General features: G+C 60.3%; 15 protein-coding genes. 10 read left to right on the top strand and 5 right to left on the bottom strand.

Features of this window, described 5'->3' with window-relative positions; genetic code table 11:
- The first annotated feature begins 11 nt into the window (after positions 1-11).
- Positions 12-1055: a tartrate dehydrogenase gene (locus tag LPU83_RS67050; protein WP_024315487.1), complete on the top strand. Its 1044-nt coding sequence runs from the start codon at positions 12-14 to the stop codon at positions 1053-1055.
- A gap of 17 nt (positions 1056-1072) precedes the next feature.
- Positions 1073-2530 (top strand): NAD-dependent succinate-semialdehyde dehydrogenase, encoded by a 1458-nt coding sequence (locus LPU83_RS67045; protein ID WP_024315488.1) that lies wholly within the window; start codon positions 1073-1075, stop codon positions 2528-2530.
- A 178-nt stretch (positions 2531-2708) separates the two neighbouring features.
- Here the strand turns inward: LPU83_RS67045 and LPU83_RS67040 are convergent, their stop codons facing one another.
- The 4 genes from LPU83_RS67040 to LPU83_RS67025 form a co-directional block, all read right to left on the bottom strand.
- A complete protein-coding gene (locus LPU83_RS67040) occupies positions 2709-3116 on the bottom strand; it encodes a type II toxin-antitoxin system VapC family toxin (RefSeq protein ID WP_024315489.1) in 408 nt (135 codons plus the stop codon).
- Positions 3116-3370, bottom strand: a complete 255-nt coding sequence (locus LPU83_RS67035; protein WP_024315490.1) for a type II toxin-antitoxin system Phd/YefM family antitoxin — start codon at positions 3368-3370, stop codon at positions 3116-3118. The genes LPU83_RS67040 and LPU83_RS67035 overlap by 1 nt, the downstream gene beginning before the upstream one ends.
- Before the next feature lie 223 nt (positions 3371-3593).
- Positions 3594-4868, bottom strand: coding sequence for an NAD(P)/FAD-dependent oxidoreductase (locus LPU83_RS67030; RefSeq protein WP_024315491.1), 1275 nt, complete (start codon positions 4866-4868; stop codon positions 3594-3596).
- Positions 4869-4881: 13 nt separating this feature from the next.
- Positions 4882-5550 carry a haloacid dehalogenase type II gene (locus LPU83_RS67025; RefSeq protein WP_024315492.1) on the bottom strand — a complete coding sequence of 223 codons (669 nt, stop codon included), beginning with the start codon at positions 5548-5550 and terminating at the stop codon, positions 4882-4884.
- 312 nt (positions 5551-5862) lie between these two features.
- Between LPU83_RS67025 and LPU83_RS67020 the strand changes: the two genes are divergently transcribed.
- The 7 genes from LPU83_RS67020 (at position 5863) to LPU83_RS66990 (ending at position 14296) form a co-directional block, all read left to right on the top strand.
- On the top strand, positions 5863-6699 hold the full coding sequence (locus LPU83_RS67020) for a GNAT family N-acetyltransferase (RefSeq protein ID WP_024315493.1): 837 nt from the start codon (positions 5863-5865) through the stop codon (positions 6697-6699).
- Between the two features lie 13 nt (positions 6700-6712).
- Positions 6713-8092, top strand: coding sequence for an aspartate aminotransferase family protein (locus LPU83_RS67015; RefSeq protein ID WP_024315494.1), 1380 nt, complete (start codon positions 6713-6715; stop codon positions 8090-8092).
- Between the two features lie 237 nt (positions 8093-8329).
- Positions 8330-9043: an HAD-IA family hydrolase gene (locus LPU83_RS67010; protein ID WP_024315495.1), complete on the top strand. Its 714-nt coding sequence runs from the start codon at positions 8330-8332 to the stop codon at positions 9041-9043.
- A gap of 78 nt (positions 9044-9121) precedes the next feature.
- Positions 9122-10732, top strand: a complete 1611-nt coding sequence (locus tag LPU83_RS67005) for an ABC transporter substrate-binding protein (RefSeq protein ID WP_024315496.1) — start codon at positions 9122-9124, stop codon at positions 10730-10732.
- Between the two features lie 95 nt (positions 10733-10827).
- A complete protein-coding gene (locus tag LPU83_RS67000) occupies positions 10828-11778 on the top strand; it encodes an ABC transporter permease (protein WP_024315497.1) in 951 nt (316 codons plus the stop codon).
- Complete coding sequence (locus LPU83_RS66995; RefSeq protein WP_024315498.1) at positions 11775-12641, top strand: ABC transporter permease; 867 nt, start codon at positions 11775-11777, stop codon at positions 12639-12641. The genes LPU83_RS67000 and LPU83_RS66995 overlap by 4 nt, the downstream gene beginning before the upstream one ends.
- Positions 12641-14296 carry an ABC transporter ATP-binding protein gene (locus LPU83_RS66990; protein ID WP_024315499.1) on the top strand — a complete coding sequence of 552 codons (1656 nt, stop codon included), beginning with the start codon at positions 12641-12643 and terminating at the stop codon, positions 14294-14296. The genes LPU83_RS66995 and LPU83_RS66990 overlap by 1 nt, the downstream gene beginning before the upstream one ends.
- A 34-nt stretch (positions 14297-14330) precedes the next feature.
- On the opposite strand, the gene LPU83_RS66985 is transcribed toward LPU83_RS66990, so the two are convergent.
- On the bottom strand, positions 14331-14807 hold the full coding sequence (locus LPU83_RS66985) for an Lrp/AsnC family transcriptional regulator (RefSeq protein ID WP_024315500.1): 477 nt from the start codon (positions 14805-14807) through the stop codon (positions 14331-14333).
- A gap of 236 nt (positions 14808-15043) precedes the next feature.
- On the opposite strand from LPU83_RS66985, the gene LPU83_RS66980 reads away from it, so the two are divergent.
- Complete coding sequence (locus LPU83_RS66980) at positions 15044-16369, top strand: NAD(P)/FAD-dependent oxidoreductase (RefSeq protein WP_024315501.1); 1326 nt, start codon at positions 15044-15046, stop codon at positions 16367-16369.
- Positions 16370-16487: the final 118 nt, after the last annotated feature.

Here is a 16487-nt window from a genome sequence, read left to right as displayed (position 1 = left end):
ACGATATCGCCATGACACATCACAGGATCGCACTTATTCCAGGCGACGGTATCGGGCGCGATGTCACAGCCGCCGCCTGGTCGGTTCTAGAGAAGGCAGCCGCGATCGGCAAATTTAGGCTGGAAGGCACGGAATTCCCGTGGTCATGCGCCTTCTACAAGCAGACCGGCGCCATGATGCCCGCTGATGGCATCCAGATACTGCGCGGCTTCGACGCTATCCTTCTTGGCGCCATTGGCTGGCCGGCAGAAGTGCCCGATTCCGTATCTCTGCACGGCCTGCTGCTACCAATCCGCAAGGCCTTCGTGCAATACGCCAATATCCGTCCGCACCGGCTTCTGCCTGGCGTCCAAGGTCCCTTGAAGGCGGAGGCTTTCGACATCGTCTGCATCCGGGAAAATACTGAGGGCGAATACTCCGGCGCCGGCGGCCGTGTTCATCAGGGGACCGCCGACGAGGTCGCGGTGGAAACCTCGATCTTCACGCGCACCGGCGTCGAACGGGTGCTGCGTTTCGGATTCGAGCAGGCGCGCTTGCGTCGCGGCAAGCTCGCCTCGGTGACCAAATCGAACGCCCAGAAATATTCCATGGTGTTCTGGGACGAAATCACCAGGGAGCTCGCCGCCCAATACCCGGACGTCGAGGTCACGATGTATCACATCGATGCCATGGCCGCCCGGATGGTCATGGCACCGGAAAGCCTCGACGTTGTGGTTGCCTCGAACCTCTTTGGCGACATCCTGACTGATCTGGGCGCGGCCATCCAGGGCGGTCTAGGATTTGCTGCTTCCGCCAACATCAATCCCGATCGAAGTGGTCCCTCCATGTTCGAGCCGGTGCACGGATCGGCGCCCGATATCGCCCATCTCGGCATTGCCAACCCGATCGCCACCATCTGGTCCGGCGCAATGATGCTTGATCATCTCAGCGAAACGGACGCGGCACGAAGGATCATGGAGGCGCTGAAAAGGACGACTGCCAGTGGCATAGGCACCGTCCCGGGCAAAGACAGAACGGAAACCATCACTGCGGCGGTTCTTGCCGCGCTCGACTGATCGTTTGGAGAATGAGCATGAAGACGTTGAACGACACGGAACTGTTCCGGCAAACGGGCCTGATAGGCGGGACGTGGACCGGCGCTGCCTCTGGCGGGGTCGTGGAGGTGATCGACCCGGCGACCCAGACGATCCTCGGTACCGTTCCAGATATGGGGGCTGCCGAAACGCGCGCCGCGATCGAGGCTGCCGATGCAGCCTTCACACCGTGGAAGAAGAAGACCCATGCCGAACGCGCCGGCCTCCTCGAACGCTGGTATGCGTTAATGATCGAAAACCTTGAGGATCTGGCGCTCCTCCTTACGCTGGAACAGGGCAAACCGCTCGACGAAGCGCGCGGTGAGATCCGCTATGGCGCCGCCTTCGTCAAGTGGTTTGCGGAGGAAGCGAGACGCATCGGCGGCCATACCATTCCCTCTCCAACCCCCGACCGCCGTATCGTCGTGCTTAAAGAAGCAGTCGGCGTCTGCGCCATCGTCACGCCCTGGAATTTCCCGAACGCGATGATCACCCGCAAGGTCGCGCCTGCCTTGGCGGCCGGATGCACCGTTGTGATCAAGCCGTCGGAGTTCACGCCGTTTTCCGCGCTGGCACTCGGTGTGCTTGCGGAGCGGGCGGGCATCCCGGCCGGGGTCGTCAACATCGTCACTGGCATGCCCACGGCCATTGGCAACGAGATCATGGCCAATGTGACGGTGCGCAAGATTTCGTTTACGGGCTCGACACGCGTCGGCTCGCTGCTGATGCGCGGTGCAGCCGATAGCATCAAACGGCTTTCACTCGAACTCGGTGGCAACGCCCCGTTCATTGTCTTCGATGATGCCGATCTCGATCTCGCGGTGGAAGGCGCGATCGCCTCCAAGTTCCGCAACGGAGGTCAGACTTGCGTTTGCGCCAACCGCATCCTGGTCCAGGCTAGCGTATACGACGCCTTCGCCGAAAAGCTCAGCGCCCGAGTGAGGGCGATGAAGGTCGGGCCGGGAACCGAGCCAGGTGTGGCAATTGGCCCGATGATCAACGAGGCGGCGATCACCAAGATCAACTGCCATATCGACGATGCGCTTGCGAAAGGCGCTAAGATCGCGGCCAGCGGCAGATCGCTACCGGAGGGCCGGCAATACACCGCCCCCATCGTTCTGACCGGCGCCACAACAGAGATGCTGCTTGCGAAAGAAGAGACCTTTGGCCCTGTCGCGCCGCTGTTTCGCTTCGAAACCGAGGACGAAGCGATCAGGATTGCCAATGCCACGCCCTTCGGTCTGGCCGCCTATTTCTACACCGAGAGCCTCAAGCGCTCCTGGCATGTCGGCGAAGCGCTCGAGTTCGGCATGGTCGGGCTGAACACCGGGGCAATTTCGACCGAGGTTGCCCCCTTCGGCGGCGTGAAACAATCCGGTCTTGGTCGTGAAGGCGCCCAATGCGGCATCGAGGAATATCTCGAAATGAAGAGCTTCCATATCGGCGGACTTGGCTGACCGAGGCCATCGAGTTTGACGGCATCCTCGATGGCGTTGAGCTCGTGACCCTCTTACATCTTCACGAGGATTATTTTGATGAGATTGTCAGCGAGCGGATGTCAAGCGCCTTCCGATCCTATGACAACCGTGCAACGAAACGGAAATTTGCAAGGCAGGGTGTTCCAACATCCCCCACTCACGCGTCTGGATCCCACGGGTTGGCAATGATGGCACCAGTGTCCTCGAAGTCCGCGACATTCCGCGTGACAACGATGAGATCGTGAACGATTGCCGTCGCCGCGATCAAACCGTCGATATCGCCACGTGGACGGATTGCGGCGATGCGACCCCATTCGACTGCAATTTGGTCTGATATGGGTAGAATGCGCTCACCATGGTCGTGACGCAATTTGCGTAGCCACTCTGCGAGATGGGCAGCCGACTTCGGGTCGTTCTTCTGCTTAAGGGCGATGCCTCGCATGATTTCGCCCAGCGTGAGCACGCTCAGATGGACCGTTAGAGGATCGACCGATCGCAGCCACGATTTGGCCTGAGGCGTGCCGCGGCGCGCCTCTGAGATGACGTCGGTATCGAGAAGATACATCAGAAGGCGACTTCTCGGCTTGGTGTCCTAGAGCGATCGCTCACCACCTCTGAGAGGGCGTCATCCCAAGCAGGTCCCGACAGCAGATCGTCAACCAGGGTCGGCCGGCCGGCGCGCAAGGCGTCGTATTCGCGGGCCGACAGCACGACGGCCGCGCGTTGGCCGCGTACGGTTACCACTTGTGGCCCCTCGTCCCGAGCTTTCTGAACGACTTTTGAAAATTGGTTCTTAGCGTCCTGTAACTGCCATTCCATGATTCTCATCCAAGCTAGCCTGTCTAGCTATATAGCGCGTCCAGCTGTTGGGATCAATCTCGCTATCGCCGGGCCAGCCCAAGCTCTTCATCCTGCCGATCCCGAACGGTCCAGTATTTTGGTCGGTCGCGGGCGGAGGTCCGGCATTGCGCAAGCAACCGAGGTTTGCGCGAAGGGTTGTCGGCAGACTTTGGGCGCCCGGTTCCGGATGGATGATTGGCCGTTATTGAAACCGGTCGAGCGTCTTGTAGTACAATCCGACCAGCGGCAGGAACCAGGGCTTGCCGAAATGGCCAGGAACGGCCGGCCAGTCGAGGCCCTTGACCGGGTTACGGTCAGCCTTGCCGAGAATGGCGTCGGCCATGATCATGCCGAGATGGGTGGACAGCTGCGCCCCATGGCCGGAATAGCCCATGGCGTACCAGACGCCATCGACATAGCCGGCGCGCGGATAGCGGTCCTTGGTCATATCGACGAGCCCACCCCAGCAATAGTCGATCTCTACCCCTGAAAGCTGTGGGAAGATTTCAAGCAGGCTATTGCGGAGAATGTCGCCACTCTTTGCATCCGAGCGCTGATCGGACGTTGCCGAAAACCGGGCGCGGCCTCCGAATATAAGCCGGTTGTCTGGCGACAGCCGAAAGTAGTTGCCGATGTTCATCGAGGTGACACAGGTGCGGTTGCCCGGCATCGTCACCGCAATTTCTGCATCCGTCAGTGGACGCGTTGCAATGAGAAAGCTGCCGACGGAAACAATCCGACGTCGGAAATAGCCGAACACTGGCGGCGTATAGGCGCCTGTCGCGACCAGCACGTGGTCTGCGGTAACGGTGCCCCGTACAGTCGCGAGGCTATGGCGACCGTTGCCACTTTGGTGCGCGGTCACTGCCGCCTTCTCGAAGATGGTGGCGCCATGGCGCGCGGCAGCACTGGCAAGGCCGACGACATAGCGTCCCATATGCATCATGGCGCTCTTTTTCGACAGCATGGCACCATGGAAGGGCGAGCCGACCTCGCTTTCAAGATCATTTGCACTAAGAAGCGCCGTCTCCGGGTCCACCTCTTTGTGAACTGCCTCGAAATTGCGGGCGATCGCATCGAAATGCTGCGGCTTGGACGCGAGCTTCAGCTTTCCCGCGCGACGGAAATTGCAGTCGATCCCCTCCTTTACGACGATTGCCTCGATGGTATCGATCGAAGCGTCGAGCGCTTTGTAGAGCGCGATGGCTCGCTCCTTGCCGAGTTCGGCCTTGGCGGCAATGAAGCTGTGGGCAAGGCCGTTGTTGAGATGGCCGCCATTGCGTCCCGAAGCACCCCAGCCGACCCGCTCTGCCTCCAGCACGACAACCTTTGCGCCGGCCTTTGCCAGCTGGCGCGCCGCGGCAAGGCCAGTGAAGCCGCCACCGACAATGGCGACGTCGTAGTGTCCTTCGACAGGACCTTGCATACCGCCTTCAAAAGCGGGGGCCGTATCGTGCCAGTAGGATTGGAACTTCATCGCCATGCCTTTCTCAGAGCCCGACGACGCCCGGAAGACCCGAGATATCGGCGATTTCGACATAGCCGTAATAGGGGTTCGCCGGTTCGTGGCCACGATTGACCCAGACCTTGTTCTTGATGCCGAGGTCATGCGCCGACATCAGATCGTAACGGAATGAAGACGAGCAATGGAGAATGTCTTCGGGGCCGCAGCCCAGCATATCAAGCATGTATTCGAAGCCCTTGAAGCGCGGTTTGTAGGACTGCGCCTGCTCCGCTGTGTAGACTGCGTGAAACGGCGCCCCGAGCTTTTCGACATTCGACATGATTTGCGCGTTCATCGCGTTGGAGAGGATGACCAGCGGGATTTCCTCAGCAATCTTGGCAAGGCCTGCCGGAACGTCCGGATGCGGCCCCCAGGTCGGGACGCGCTCGTAGACCGCCCTCGCAGCTTCATCATGGAACTTTATGCCGTTGCGCTTGCAGGTCCGCTCAAGCGAGTTGTGAACCACCTCATTATAAGGTTTCCAATCGCCCAGTACCTCGTCGAGGCGATAGGCGGCAAAGTTCTTGATGAACTCGGCAATGCGCGGCTCGTCGAACTGATCACCGTAAAGATCGCGCGCCGCCTCCGCCATCTGGAAGTTGGTGAGTGTGCCATAGCAGTCGAAGGTGATGTATTTCGGCCGGAAGTGAGTCATGACCTGTCCTTGAGCTGTAGCGGTTTCATCTGTGGCCATCATAGGCCGAGGTTCACCCGCCCGCTCGACTGAAATCCGAACGATCAAAGCAGATTGTTTCGTATCTAAAGCCGGCTTTGGCAGAAGGTTGTGCGTCCTGGGGCGTTTCACTTCTCTTCCAGGACAGCGTTTCTCGCGCACGCGTTCGTTGTCAGCATAAGATGCGGCGGCATGCGCCTGCAAAGCCATAAGATACCGTCCGGGCCGCGTCCTTCAGACAATCTTCCGGCCGATACTGCCTCACACTTGTGACCAGAAATGAAGGACATTCCAATGCAAACACGTCAGATCGATCTTGCGACGTTCGGTCCCGAACACCTGGGAGCTGCCATCGACCTGTCTCGGCAGGCGGGCTGGCCGCACCGGTCGGAAGACTGGCAGATGGCGCTGGCGCTCAGCGAAGGGGTCGTGGCGGTCGAGGCCGGACGGGTCGTCGGCACCGTGCTCATGACGCCATACAAGACCGAGTGTGCAACAATCAACATGGTTATTGTCGACGAGACGATGCGCGGTCGCGGTCTAGGTCGCAGGCTCATGGATGCCGCATTTCAGATGGCGGCAGACCGACCGCTGCGGCTCGTGGCGACGGCCGAAGGCCTTCCCCTCTACAAGAAGCTTGGCTTTTGCGAGATCGGCACGGTCTTACAGCACCAGGGGGTGGTCGGCGAAATCGCCGCGCCAACGCAAACCGAGGACGCAACCGTCGGCGATCTTCATGCACTCACCGAACTCGACCGGGTTGCTTTCGGCGCCGATCGCGAAGGGCTGATGGCCTATCTCGCCAAGGTCGGTGAGTTCGCCGTCACCCGCCGTGACGGCCGCATTTCAGGGTTTGCAGCCCTGCGCTCCTTCGGTCGAGGAGACGTAATCGGCCCCGTCGTCGCCGCCGATCTCACTGATGCCAAAGCACTCGTCAGACACTTCATTGCCAAGCGTCCCAGCCGATTCCTCAGGATCGACACCACCGACGACAGCAACCTTTCGCCCTGGCTCGCCGAACAAGGCCTCGCGCACGTTGGCGGCGGCATTGCCATGGCCAAGCCGCAGATCCACCGCGCCGCAGATCGTGTTGCGGCCACCTTTGCCCTCGCCAATCAGGCGCTCGGCTGATCCGGAGACCTTCATGTTTAGCAATTCCCTGATCGAACTCGACCGCGCGCATTTGATCCATCCGGTCGCTTCCTATCGCGGTCACGAAAATCTGGGCGTGCGGGTCCTGACATCGGCTTTTGGTGCAACAGTCACCGATGCGAACGGCAAACAACTGATCGATGGCTTTGCCGGCCTTTGGTGCGTCAATGCTGGCTATGGTCATGACAGCATCGTCGAGGCGGCGGCAAAGCAAATGCGGGAGCTTCCTTATGCAACCGCCTATTTCGGCCTCGGCTCGGAGCCGGCAATCAGGTTGGCCTCGGAACTCGCCGATCGCGCGCCAGGAGACCTCAACCACGTCTATTTCACGCTCGGCGGTTCGGATGCGGTCGACAGCACGATCCGCTTCATCCGCTACTATTGGAATGCGCGCGGACGACCCGGGAAAGACCAGTTCATCTCCATCGAACAAGGCTATCACGGTTCCTCGACGGTTGGAGCCGGTCTTACTGCTCTACCCGCCTTTCACGCTGGTTTCGGCTTGCCTTTCGACTGGCAGCACAAGATTCCGTCCCACTATGCCTACCGCAACCCGGTCGGCACCGAACCCGAAGCCATCATCGCTGCTTCCATTGCCGCGTTGAAGCAGAAGATCGAAGAACTGGGCGGCGCCGAGCGCGTTGCGGCATTCTATGCGGAACCGATCCAGGGATCGGGCGGCGTGCTCGTGCCGCCCAAGGGCTGGATGAAGGCAATGCGTGCCGTTTGCCGCGAGCTCGATATCCTCTTTGTCGCCGACGAGGTCATCACCGGCTTCGGGCGCACAGGTCCGCTATTTGCCTGTTCTGAGGATGACATCGTGCCGGACCTCCTGACGGTCGCCAAGGGCCTCACATCCGGCTACGTGCCGATGGGTGCCCTGTTCATGTCGGAACACGTCTACCAGACGATTGCCGATGGCGCCGGCACCTCCGCCGTCGGACATGGCTATACCTATTCGGCCCATCCCGTCAGCGCCGCCGTCGGTCTGGAGGTTCTACGACTCTACGAAGACGGACTGCTGGAAAACGGCCGCAGAGCCGGAGCGCGGCTGATGGCCGGGCTCGAGAGCCTGAAGGACCATCCGCTCGTCGGCGACGTCCGCGGCCGCGGCATGTTGGCTGCCATCGAGCTCGTCGTCGACAAGGAACGCAAGACTCCCCTTCCAGCCGCTGCAGAACCGGCGCGCCGCATCTTCGACCGCGCCTGGAACAATGGTCTCGTCATCCGCGCCTTCGCCAATGGCGTGCTCGGCTACGCCCCACCACTCTGTTGCACGGAGGCGGAAATCGACGCGATCGTGGAGCGTACGCGCAGGACGCTCGACGAGACGCTCGCCGACAACGATATCCGGCGGGCCCTTGTGGCCTGAGAAACCCGAGCCGCAATATGTCGCGGAACCGTCATCTTCGGTATTTTGTGCCGCGCCACAGCCTGTTTTCGGAGACTCTGGTTTGGGACAGCTGCCAAACTCAGTTCAAGAAAAAGGGCCGGATCCCAGAAATCCCGGCCTTTCACCAAGAGCGGGAAAATCACCTCGCCAGGGAACAGAATATTCTTCTTCACGAAGCCGGCGTTCCCTCAGGAGGCCGAGAACTGGGAAATTGCGATGGGCAAGAGCCTTCATGACTTCACGTATCTGACCTTCGATGTCGTCGGCACGCTGATCGACTTCGAGGGTGGTCTTACGGAGTGCCTCGCCGGCATCGCCGCAGACGCGGGCGTCGTGATCGACGCCGAGGAGGCTTTAAGCCTTTACCGCGCGGCGCGCTATTCCAGGGATGCCGACCTCTTCCCGGATGATCTCATTCGCGTCTATCTGGCGATCGCGCCAAACCTCGGCCTGCCGGTTGAGCGAAAGTGTGGTGAGCGGCTGCGCGTTTCCGCAAAACGCTGGAAGGCCTTTGACGACAGCGCCGAAGCGCTGGCCCAACTTGCCAAAGATTACCGCCTGGTGGCGATGACCAATGCACGTCGCTGGGCCTTCGATTACTTCGCGAAGGAACTGGGAAGCCCGTTTTACGCCGCCTTCACCGCCGACGAAACCGGCACAGAAAAGCCCGACCCCGTCTTCTTCGAGAAGGTTTTCGACTTCGTCGCGGCCGAAGGAAGTTCAAAAGACGAGATCCTGCATGTCGCCCAAAGCCAGTACCACGACATTGGGATTTCGCGGGAGCTGGGGATGAGCAATTGTTGGATTGAGCGCCGCCACGGACAGAAAGGCTATGGCGGCACCATCGAGCCGGCCAAATTCACCGAGCCCGACTATCACTTCACATCCTTGAAGGGCCTCGCCAATGCAGTGGCCGCCGCGCGGGGCTGAATGAGAATCTTAAAGAACCTGGCCTGAACTTTGCGGAAAGACGAAGACGCGCCAACCAACCACGAAAAGGGGAATGCTATGAACGACAAGATTACCAACTGGACCACATCCGACGACACAAGGGTCGAAAACGCCATTCGCCGTGGCGCGACGCGTCGAGAATTACTCCACATGATGCTGGCCGGCGGTGTGGCGATGTCGGCGGGGGGCCTCATCCTCTCTCGCGCCTCGCAGGCGCTCGCCGCCACACCCGTTTCCGGCGGCGCGCTGAAGGCGGCGGGATGGTCGTCTTCGACGGCCGATACGCTCGACCCGGCCAAGGCATCGCTCTCGACTGACTATGTCCGTTGCTGCTCCTTTTACAATCGCCTCACCTTCCTCGACCAGAACGGCGTCCCGCAAATGGAGCTTGCCGAAACAATCGAGTCCAAGGATGCAAAAACCTGGACCGTCAAGCTTAAGAAGGGCGTTACTTTCCACGACGGCAAGCCGCTGACGGCCGACGACGTCGTCTTTTCGCTGAAGCGCCATCTCGACCCGGCCGTCGGTTCGAAGGTCGCCAAGATCGCCGCCCAAATGACGGGCTTCAAGGCAGTCGACAAACAGACCGTCGAGATCACGCTCGCAAATCCGAACGCCGACCTACCGACCATTCTGTCGATGCACCACTTCATGATCGTCGCCGACGGTACGACGGACTTCTCGAAGGCGAACGGTACGGGCGCCTTCGTCAAGGAGGTCTTCGAACCCGGCGTGCGGTCGGTCGGGATCAAGAACAAGAACTACTGGAAATCCGGCCCGAACGTCGATTCGTTCGAATACTTCGCCATCAGCGACGACAATGCCCGCGTCAACGCACTGCTTTCGGGCGACATTCATCTTGCCGCCTCGATCAATCCCCGCTCGATGCGTTTGGTCGAGACACAGGCAGACGCTTTCGTCCTGTCGAAGACGACGTCTGGCAACTACACCAATCTCAACATGCGACTCGACATGGAGCCCGGCAGCAAGCGAGACTTCATCGAAGGCATGAAGTATCTCGTCAACCGCGAGCAGATCGTCAAGTCGGCGCTTCGGGGCTTGGGTGAGGTCGGCAACGACCAGCCGGTTTCCCCCGCGAATTTCTATCGCAATGCAGATCTGAAGGCGCGCGCATTCGATCCCGAAAAAGCCAAGTTCCATTTCGAAAAGGCCGGCGTTCTTGGTCAGTCGGTCCCGGTGATCGCCTCCGACGCGGCGACGTCGTCAATCGACATGGCGATGATCATCCAGGCCGCCGGTGCCGAAATCGGCATGAAGCTTGACGTCCAGCGCGTTCCATCCGACGGTTATTGGGACAATTATTGGCTGAAGGCACCCGTCCATTTCGGCAATATCAACCCGCGCCCGACACCGGACATCCTGTTCTCGCTGCTCTACGCTTCAGAAGCGCCGTGGAATGAGAGCCAATACAAGTCGGAGAAGTTCGACACGATGCTGATCGAAGCGCGCGGCTCGCTCGACCAGAACAAACGAAAGGCCATCTACAACGAAATGCAAGTCATGGTCGCCGAAGAAGCTGGCACGATCATTCCGGCCTATATTTCGAACGTCGATGCCACGACTGCCAAACTCAAGGGCCTCGAAGCGAACCCGCTTGGTGGCCAGATGGGCTATGCCTTTGCGGAATACGTCTGGCTGGAAGCCTGACGACGCAACCGGCCACGGGGCTGCAGCCGCACTGCTGTAGCCCCGGGCTTTTTTCCGATGCGGAAAACGATGTCGAACGTTGAAAGGGAACGCGCGTGAACAACCCCGTCCTATCCCTTGTCCTGGGGAGACTGCTCATCGCCGTGGTCACATTGTTGATCGTCTCCTTCGCCGTCTTCTTCGCGACGACACTGCTGCCGGGAGACACGGCAACGATCCTTCTCGGCCAGGCCGCCACACCCGAGGCCGTTGCAGGTCTGCGCAACGCAATGCACCTCGACGAGCCGGCGCTCTTCCGTTTCCTGCGCTGGATTGTCGGCTTGTTGCATGGCGATCTCGGGACCTCCTATGCCAATGAGATGCCGGTTGCCAAGCTTATTGCCGGACGTTTCATCAACACCATGAAGCTTGCCGGCGTGACCGCCTTGTTCTCGGTCCCGATCGCCCTTTCGCTCGGAATCACGGCTGCCATGCTTCGCGGCTCGCTCTATGACCGGATTGTCACCATTTTGACAATCGGGGTGATCTCCGTGCCGGAATTCATGGTCGCGACCTCCGCCGTGCTGATCTTCGCCGTCTATCTAAAGTGGCTGCCGGCGCTGTCCTTCGCCAACGAGATCCATAGCTTGAGCGATATGCTACGTGTCTATGCAATGCCGGTGATCACGCTCACATTCGTCGTTTCGGCGCAGATGATCCGGATGACGCGCGCCGCAGTCATCGAGACGCTCAATACGCCTTACGTCGAGATGGCGCTACTCAAGGGCGCCTCCCGGCCGCGCATCGTCTTCCGTCATGCCTTGCCCAATGCGCTCGGGCCGATCGTCAATGCCGTTGCGCTCTCGCTCTCATATCTGCTGGGCGGCGTCATCATCGTTGAGACGATCTTCAACTATCCAGGGATTGCCAAGCTCATGGTCGATGCTGTTGCCACCCGCGACCTGCCGCTGATCCAAAGCTGCGCGATGATCTTCTGCCTCGGCTACCTGATCCTGATCACGGCTGCCGACATCATCGCCATTCTTTCCAATCCGAGGCTCCGATGACAATGACGCCTTCAAGCACTTCGACACCCCTGCGGAAATCCGGAATCCGGTTTGGCTATCGCTTCAACATCGTGGGCATGATCGGCCTTGCGATCATCCTGTCCTGGGCGCTCGTTGCAATCTTTGCACCGCTTATAATCCCCTACCCGGTCGGTGAGATCGTTGATGTCGATTATTTCGGTCCGATGAGCCGTGATCTTTGGCTGGGCTCGGACTATCTCGGCCGCGACATGGTCTCGCGAATCCTGATGGGCGCACGCTATACCGTCGGTATCTCGCTCGCAGCCGTGACGATTGCCTGTTTCAGTGGCGTGGTTCTTGGCATGATCGCCGCCGTCACCGGAGGCTGGATTGATACGATCTTGAGCCGTGTCCTCGACGCGCTGAATTCGATCCCAAGCAAGCTGTTCGGCCTTGTGGTCGTCGCGGCCGTCGGCTCCTCGATCCCGGTGCTGATCTTGACGCTGTCGGTCATCTACATTCCCGGTTCCTATCGCTTCGCTCGCGCACTTGCCGTCAACATTAACGCGATGGACTTCATCACTGTCGCGCGCATCCGCGGGGAGAACACCCTCTATCTCATTCGATCCGAGATCCTACCCAACATCGTTGGGCCGGTGCTCGCAGATCTGGGGCTTCGCTTCGTTTTCATCGTTCTCCTGCTCTCCGGGCTCTCGTTCCTCGGCCTCGGTGTTCAGCCGCCTTATGCCGACTGGGGTGCACTTGTGCGCGAGAACATCGGCGGTCTGCCTTTTGGAGCACCGGCCGTTATGTTCCCCTCGCTTGCGATCGCCAGCCTCACGATCAGCGTGAACCTCCTGATCGATAACCTGCCGCACAAGATCCGCGATCGGAGCGAGTGATGACCAACCTTGTAGAAATCTGTGACCTGAAGGTCGAAGCAACCACCGATTCCGGGCGCCACGTCGAAATCATCAAGGGCGTTAGCCTGGCCGTCGCGAAGGGCGAGATAGTCGCCCTGATTGGGGAAAGCGGTTCGGGAAAGACGACGATCGCATTGACGTTGATGGGTCACGCCCGCCCAGGCTGCCGCATTTCCGGCGGCATTGTATCGGTCGCCGGCAAGAACATGGTCGCACTTTCGGAAAAGCAGCGCGCCAAGGTACGCGGCACCGAGGTCGCTTACGTACCGCAATCGGCGGCCGCCGCCTTCAACCCGGCAACCACCATCATGGACCAGGTCATCGAGGTCACCCGCATCCATGGGCTGATGTCGCCCGACGAGGCCCGCACGCGCGCCGTCGAGCTCTTCCGGGCGCTGTCCCTGCCCGAGCCGGATACGATCGGCAGCCGTTATCCGCATCAAGTCTCCGGCGGACAGTTGCAGCGGCTTGCGGCTGCCATGGCCCTGATCGGCGACCCCAAGCTCGTCATCTTCGACGAACCGACCACCGCACTCGACGTTACCACGCAGATCGAGGTTCTGCGCGCCTTCAAGGCAGTCATGAAGAAGGGCGGGATCGCAGGCGTCTATGTCTCGCATGATCTTGCTGTCGTCGCCCAGATTGCCGATCGCATCGTCGTTTTGAAAGGTGGCGAGGCGAAGGAGACCGGCACCACCGAAGAGATCCTCAACGAAGCAAAGCATCCCTACACGCGCGAACTGCTCGCCGCCTTCGAGCCAAAGTCGCGCGGGCCTGTCGCCGCCGCACCGACTTCGCCTGCTCCGCTTCTGAAGATCGAAGACCTGGTCGCCGGTTATGGTCAGCGCCAGACCGACGGGCTGCCGCTCGTGCGGGCTGTGGAGCATGTGAGCCTCAAGGTGGAGAAAGGTCGCAACCTTGGCATCATCGGGGAATCCGGTTGCGGAAAGTCGACGCTCGCCCGCGCCATAGCCGGCATCTTGCCGGCCGCCGTCGGCAAGATCGTCTTCGACGGCAAGGAACTCTCTCGCAGCGCACGCGAGCGCTCACGCGACCAGCTGCGCCAGATGCAAATCGTCTTTCAATATGCTGACACCGCGCTCAATCCGGCAAAGTCGGTCGAGGATATCCTGGACCGGCCCCTTGTCTTCTACCACCGCATGGACAGAAAGGCGCGCAGCGCCCGCATCGACGAGTTGCTCGATATGGTGCGCCTACCGCGCAATCTGCGCCACCGGCGCCCGGGTGAGCTTTCCGGCGGCCAGAAGCAGCGCGTGAACTTTGCCCGCGCATTGGCCGCTGACCCGAAGTTGATCCTCTGTGACGAGATCACCTCGGCACTCGATACGGTTGTCGCCGCCGCCGTCATCGACCTCCTCAAGGACTTGCAACGCGACCTCGGACTCTCCTACATTTTTATCAGTCACGACTTGTCCGTGGTCGAGGCGATCTGCGACGAGATCGTTGTGATGTATGGCGGCAGAAAGGTCGAGGAAATCATGCCGGCCAAGGTCAAGACGCCGCAGCACCCCTATTCGCAATTGCTGTTCTCGTCGGTGCCGAAGCTCGACCCCACCTGGCTTGACGGTCTTCAACAGGATGCCGAGTTGGTTCGGGCCTATTGCCGGCGCTAAAGCGCCTGCGCGTCATGTTCAAAACGACACAGCCTTACATCGGAAACAGGCTGGTCAGTGGCATGTGGGCTTTTACGATCGGCGACTTTAGAACGACGAAGCTGAAATATTTGTCGATGCCGACATCCATGTCAGTCAGGCGTTCCATGATGGTTTGGTATTCGCCAATACCGGCAGTCACGAATTTCAGCAGATAGTCGTACCCGCCAGATACGAGGTGGCACTCGATCACATTGTCAACCTTCTCGATCGCGGCGAGAAACCGGGCAAAGTCTATCTGCCGGTGGTTTTTCAGTGTGATCTCCGTGAATACAGTGAGCGTCTGGCCCAGTTTGCCGACATTGATCTGCGCAGAATAGCCTCCGATATAACCCTCCGACTGCAGCTTTTTCACCCGCATCAGGCAGGGGCTCGGCGACAGAGCAACAAGCTCCGCAAGTTCGACGTTGGTGATGCGTCCGTTCTTTTGTAGTTCGTAGAGAATCTTGATGTCGATCCTGTCGAGCTTCATGCGGCACCTCTTCGAATTCTCTGTCTTGGCCAATCGCACAGCAGATTATGCTGCGAAACACATTGCGCCGAACCTAGCACAAAGGTCGGATGTGTCGATTTCATTTTGCCTCTTGCGCCGAAGCACAAAGGCCCGAGCAGCTCCGGGAAGACAGAATTTTCTGCTGCCATCGGCGACAGTCCGGCAACGCTGCAGCGGAGAAACCGCTAGACTGCGTGCGAAACGGAGACCATGCCATGCCTGCACCGCTGAAATTTGTCGCGACCACTCCGCAGTTGCCCGCTCAAGCGGACGCGGTGATCATCGGTGGCGGCATCGTCGGCGTCTTTGCAGCCTATTATTTGGCGAGGCGCGGATTGACGGTAGCGCTCGTTGAAAAAGGTCGGATCGGCGCAGAACAATCGAGCCGCAACTGGGGCTGGTGTCGCCAGCAAAACCGCGACGCTCGCGAACTTCCGATGGCAACAAAGAGCCTCGATCTATGGGAGAGCTTCGCCGCCGAAACAGGAGAGGATACGGGCTTTCGCCGCTGCGGGCTTTTCTATTTGAGCAACAGTGACGAAGAACTGGCCGGCTGGGCGCGGTGGCGCGACTTTGCCCGCACCGCCGGCGTCACCACCCATATGCTCGACAGTGTCGAAGCGACGGAGCGCGGCCGCGCGACCGGCAAGCCTTGGAAGGGTGGAGTCTTTTCGCCGACCGACGGCACCGCCGATCCGGCGTCCGCAGCGCCCGCCGTCGCGGCCGCGGCCCTCAAGCTCGGAGGAACAGTCCACCAATCCTGCGCCGCCCGCGGTATCGAGACGGAGGGCGGCCGCGTCTGCGGCGTTGTCACCGAACACGGCACCATTCGCACCAAAATCGCGGTGCTTGCCGGCGGTGCCTGGGCGTCCTCCTTCTGCCACCAGCTTGGCATCCGCTTTCCGCAGGCCTCTATCCGCTCTTCGATCCTTTCGGTCTCGCCCGGCGCCACTGGCCTGCCCGATGCGCTACACACGACGGCCGTTTCTGTCACCCGTCGCAGCGACGGCGGCTACACCCTGGCAATCAGCGGCGGCGGGCGCGTCGATCTGACGCCGCAACAGCTGCGCTTTGCGCCCCAGTTCCTGCCCATGTTCGTCCGGCGCTGGCGCAGCCTGGCACCGGGTGGATTGCAGGGAATTCGCTCAGGGCATGAGACACTGGCACGCTGGCGGCTGGACGCACCCACGCCGATGGAGCGCATGCGCATCCTCGATCCGGCCATCGATAAGCAGACCATTCGCACCACCCATTTGCGCGCACTGGAACTATTGCCGGCTTTGAAGAACACCAAGATCGCTGCCACCTGGGCAGGCTATGTCGACAGTACCCCCGATGGAGTGCCGGGGATCGGCGAAATAGCGACCGTTCCCGGCTTCGTGTTAGCCGCCGGCTTCAGCGGTCACGGCTTCGGCATCGGTCCCGGCGCAGGTCACCTGATTGCCGATATCGTCACCGGCGATGAGCCGATCGTCGACCCTCGGCCCTACCATCCAGACCGCTTCTTAACATCTGCCTGGGGGAAAGTGGCTGATTTCTGAGCGGCGGCGCATGGAAATCGGGGCCTGAGTTGAAGAACGAAACCATTCCGTACGACCGCGTTCAATGTCAAACCAGCTCCCCCAGATCATGAATGCCGAGGGACGCATTCAGTCATCC

This window comes from Rhizobium favelukesii (assembly GCF_000577275.2).
GTDB classification, from domain to species: Bacteria; Pseudomonadota; Alphaproteobacteria; order Rhizobiales; family Rhizobiaceae; genus Rhizobium; species Rhizobium favelukesii.
This window is presented reverse-complemented; position numbering and strand designations above follow the sequence as displayed.

Bases quoted from the DNA above. Each gene is read 5' to 3' on its own strand.
- LPU83_RS67015 (WP_024315494.1), top strand. From the start codon at position 6,713: ATGTTTAGCAATTCCCTGATCGAACTCGACCGCGCGCATTTGATCCAT.
- LPU83_RS66980 (WP_024315501.1), top strand. From the start codon at position 15,044: ATGCCTGCACCGCTGAAATTTGTCGCGACCACTCCGCAGTTGCCCGCT.
- LPU83_RS66985 (WP_024315500.1), bottom strand. From the start codon at position 14,807: ATGAAGCTCGACAGGATCGACATCAAGATTCTCTACGAACTACAAAAG.
- LPU83_RS67030 (WP_024315491.1), bottom strand. From the start codon at position 4,868: ATGAAGTTCCAATCCTACTGGCACGATACGGCCCCCGCTTTTGAAGGC.
- LPU83_RS67025 (WP_024315492.1), bottom strand. From the start codon at position 5,550: ATGACTCACTTCCGGCCGAAATACATCACCTTCGACTGCTATGGCACA.
- LPU83_RS67010 (WP_024315495.1), top strand. From the start codon at position 8,330: ATGGGCAAGAGCCTTCATGACTTCACGTATCTGACCTTCGATGTCGTC.
- LPU83_RS67040 (WP_024315489.1), bottom strand. From the start codon at position 3,116: ATGTATCTTCTCGATACCGACGTCATCTCAGAGGCGCGCCGCGGCACG.
- LPU83_RS66990 (WP_024315499.1), top strand. From the start codon at position 12,641: ATGACCAACCTTGTAGAAATCTGTGACCTGAAGGTCGAAGCAACCACC.
- LPU83_RS67005 (WP_024315496.1), top strand. From the start codon at position 9,122: ATGAACGACAAGATTACCAACTGGACCACATCCGACGACACAAGGGTC.
- LPU83_RS67035 (WP_024315490.1), bottom strand. From the start codon at position 3,370: ATGGAATGGCAGTTACAGGACGCTAAGAACCAATTTTCAAAAGTCGTT.
- LPU83_RS67045 (WP_024315488.1), top strand. From the start codon at position 1,073: ATGAAGACGTTGAACGACACGGAACTGTTCCGGCAAACGGGCCTGATA.
- LPU83_RS67020 (WP_024315493.1), top strand. From the start codon at position 5,863: ATGCAAACACGTCAGATCGATCTTGCGACGTTCGGTCCCGAACACCTG.
- LPU83_RS67050 (WP_024315487.1), top strand. From the start codon at position 12: ATGACACATCACAGGATCGCACTTATTCCAGGCGACGGTATCGGGCGC.
- LPU83_RS66995 (WP_024315498.1), top strand. From the start codon at position 11,775: ATGACAATGACGCCTTCAAGCACTTCGACACCCCTGCGGAAATCCGGA.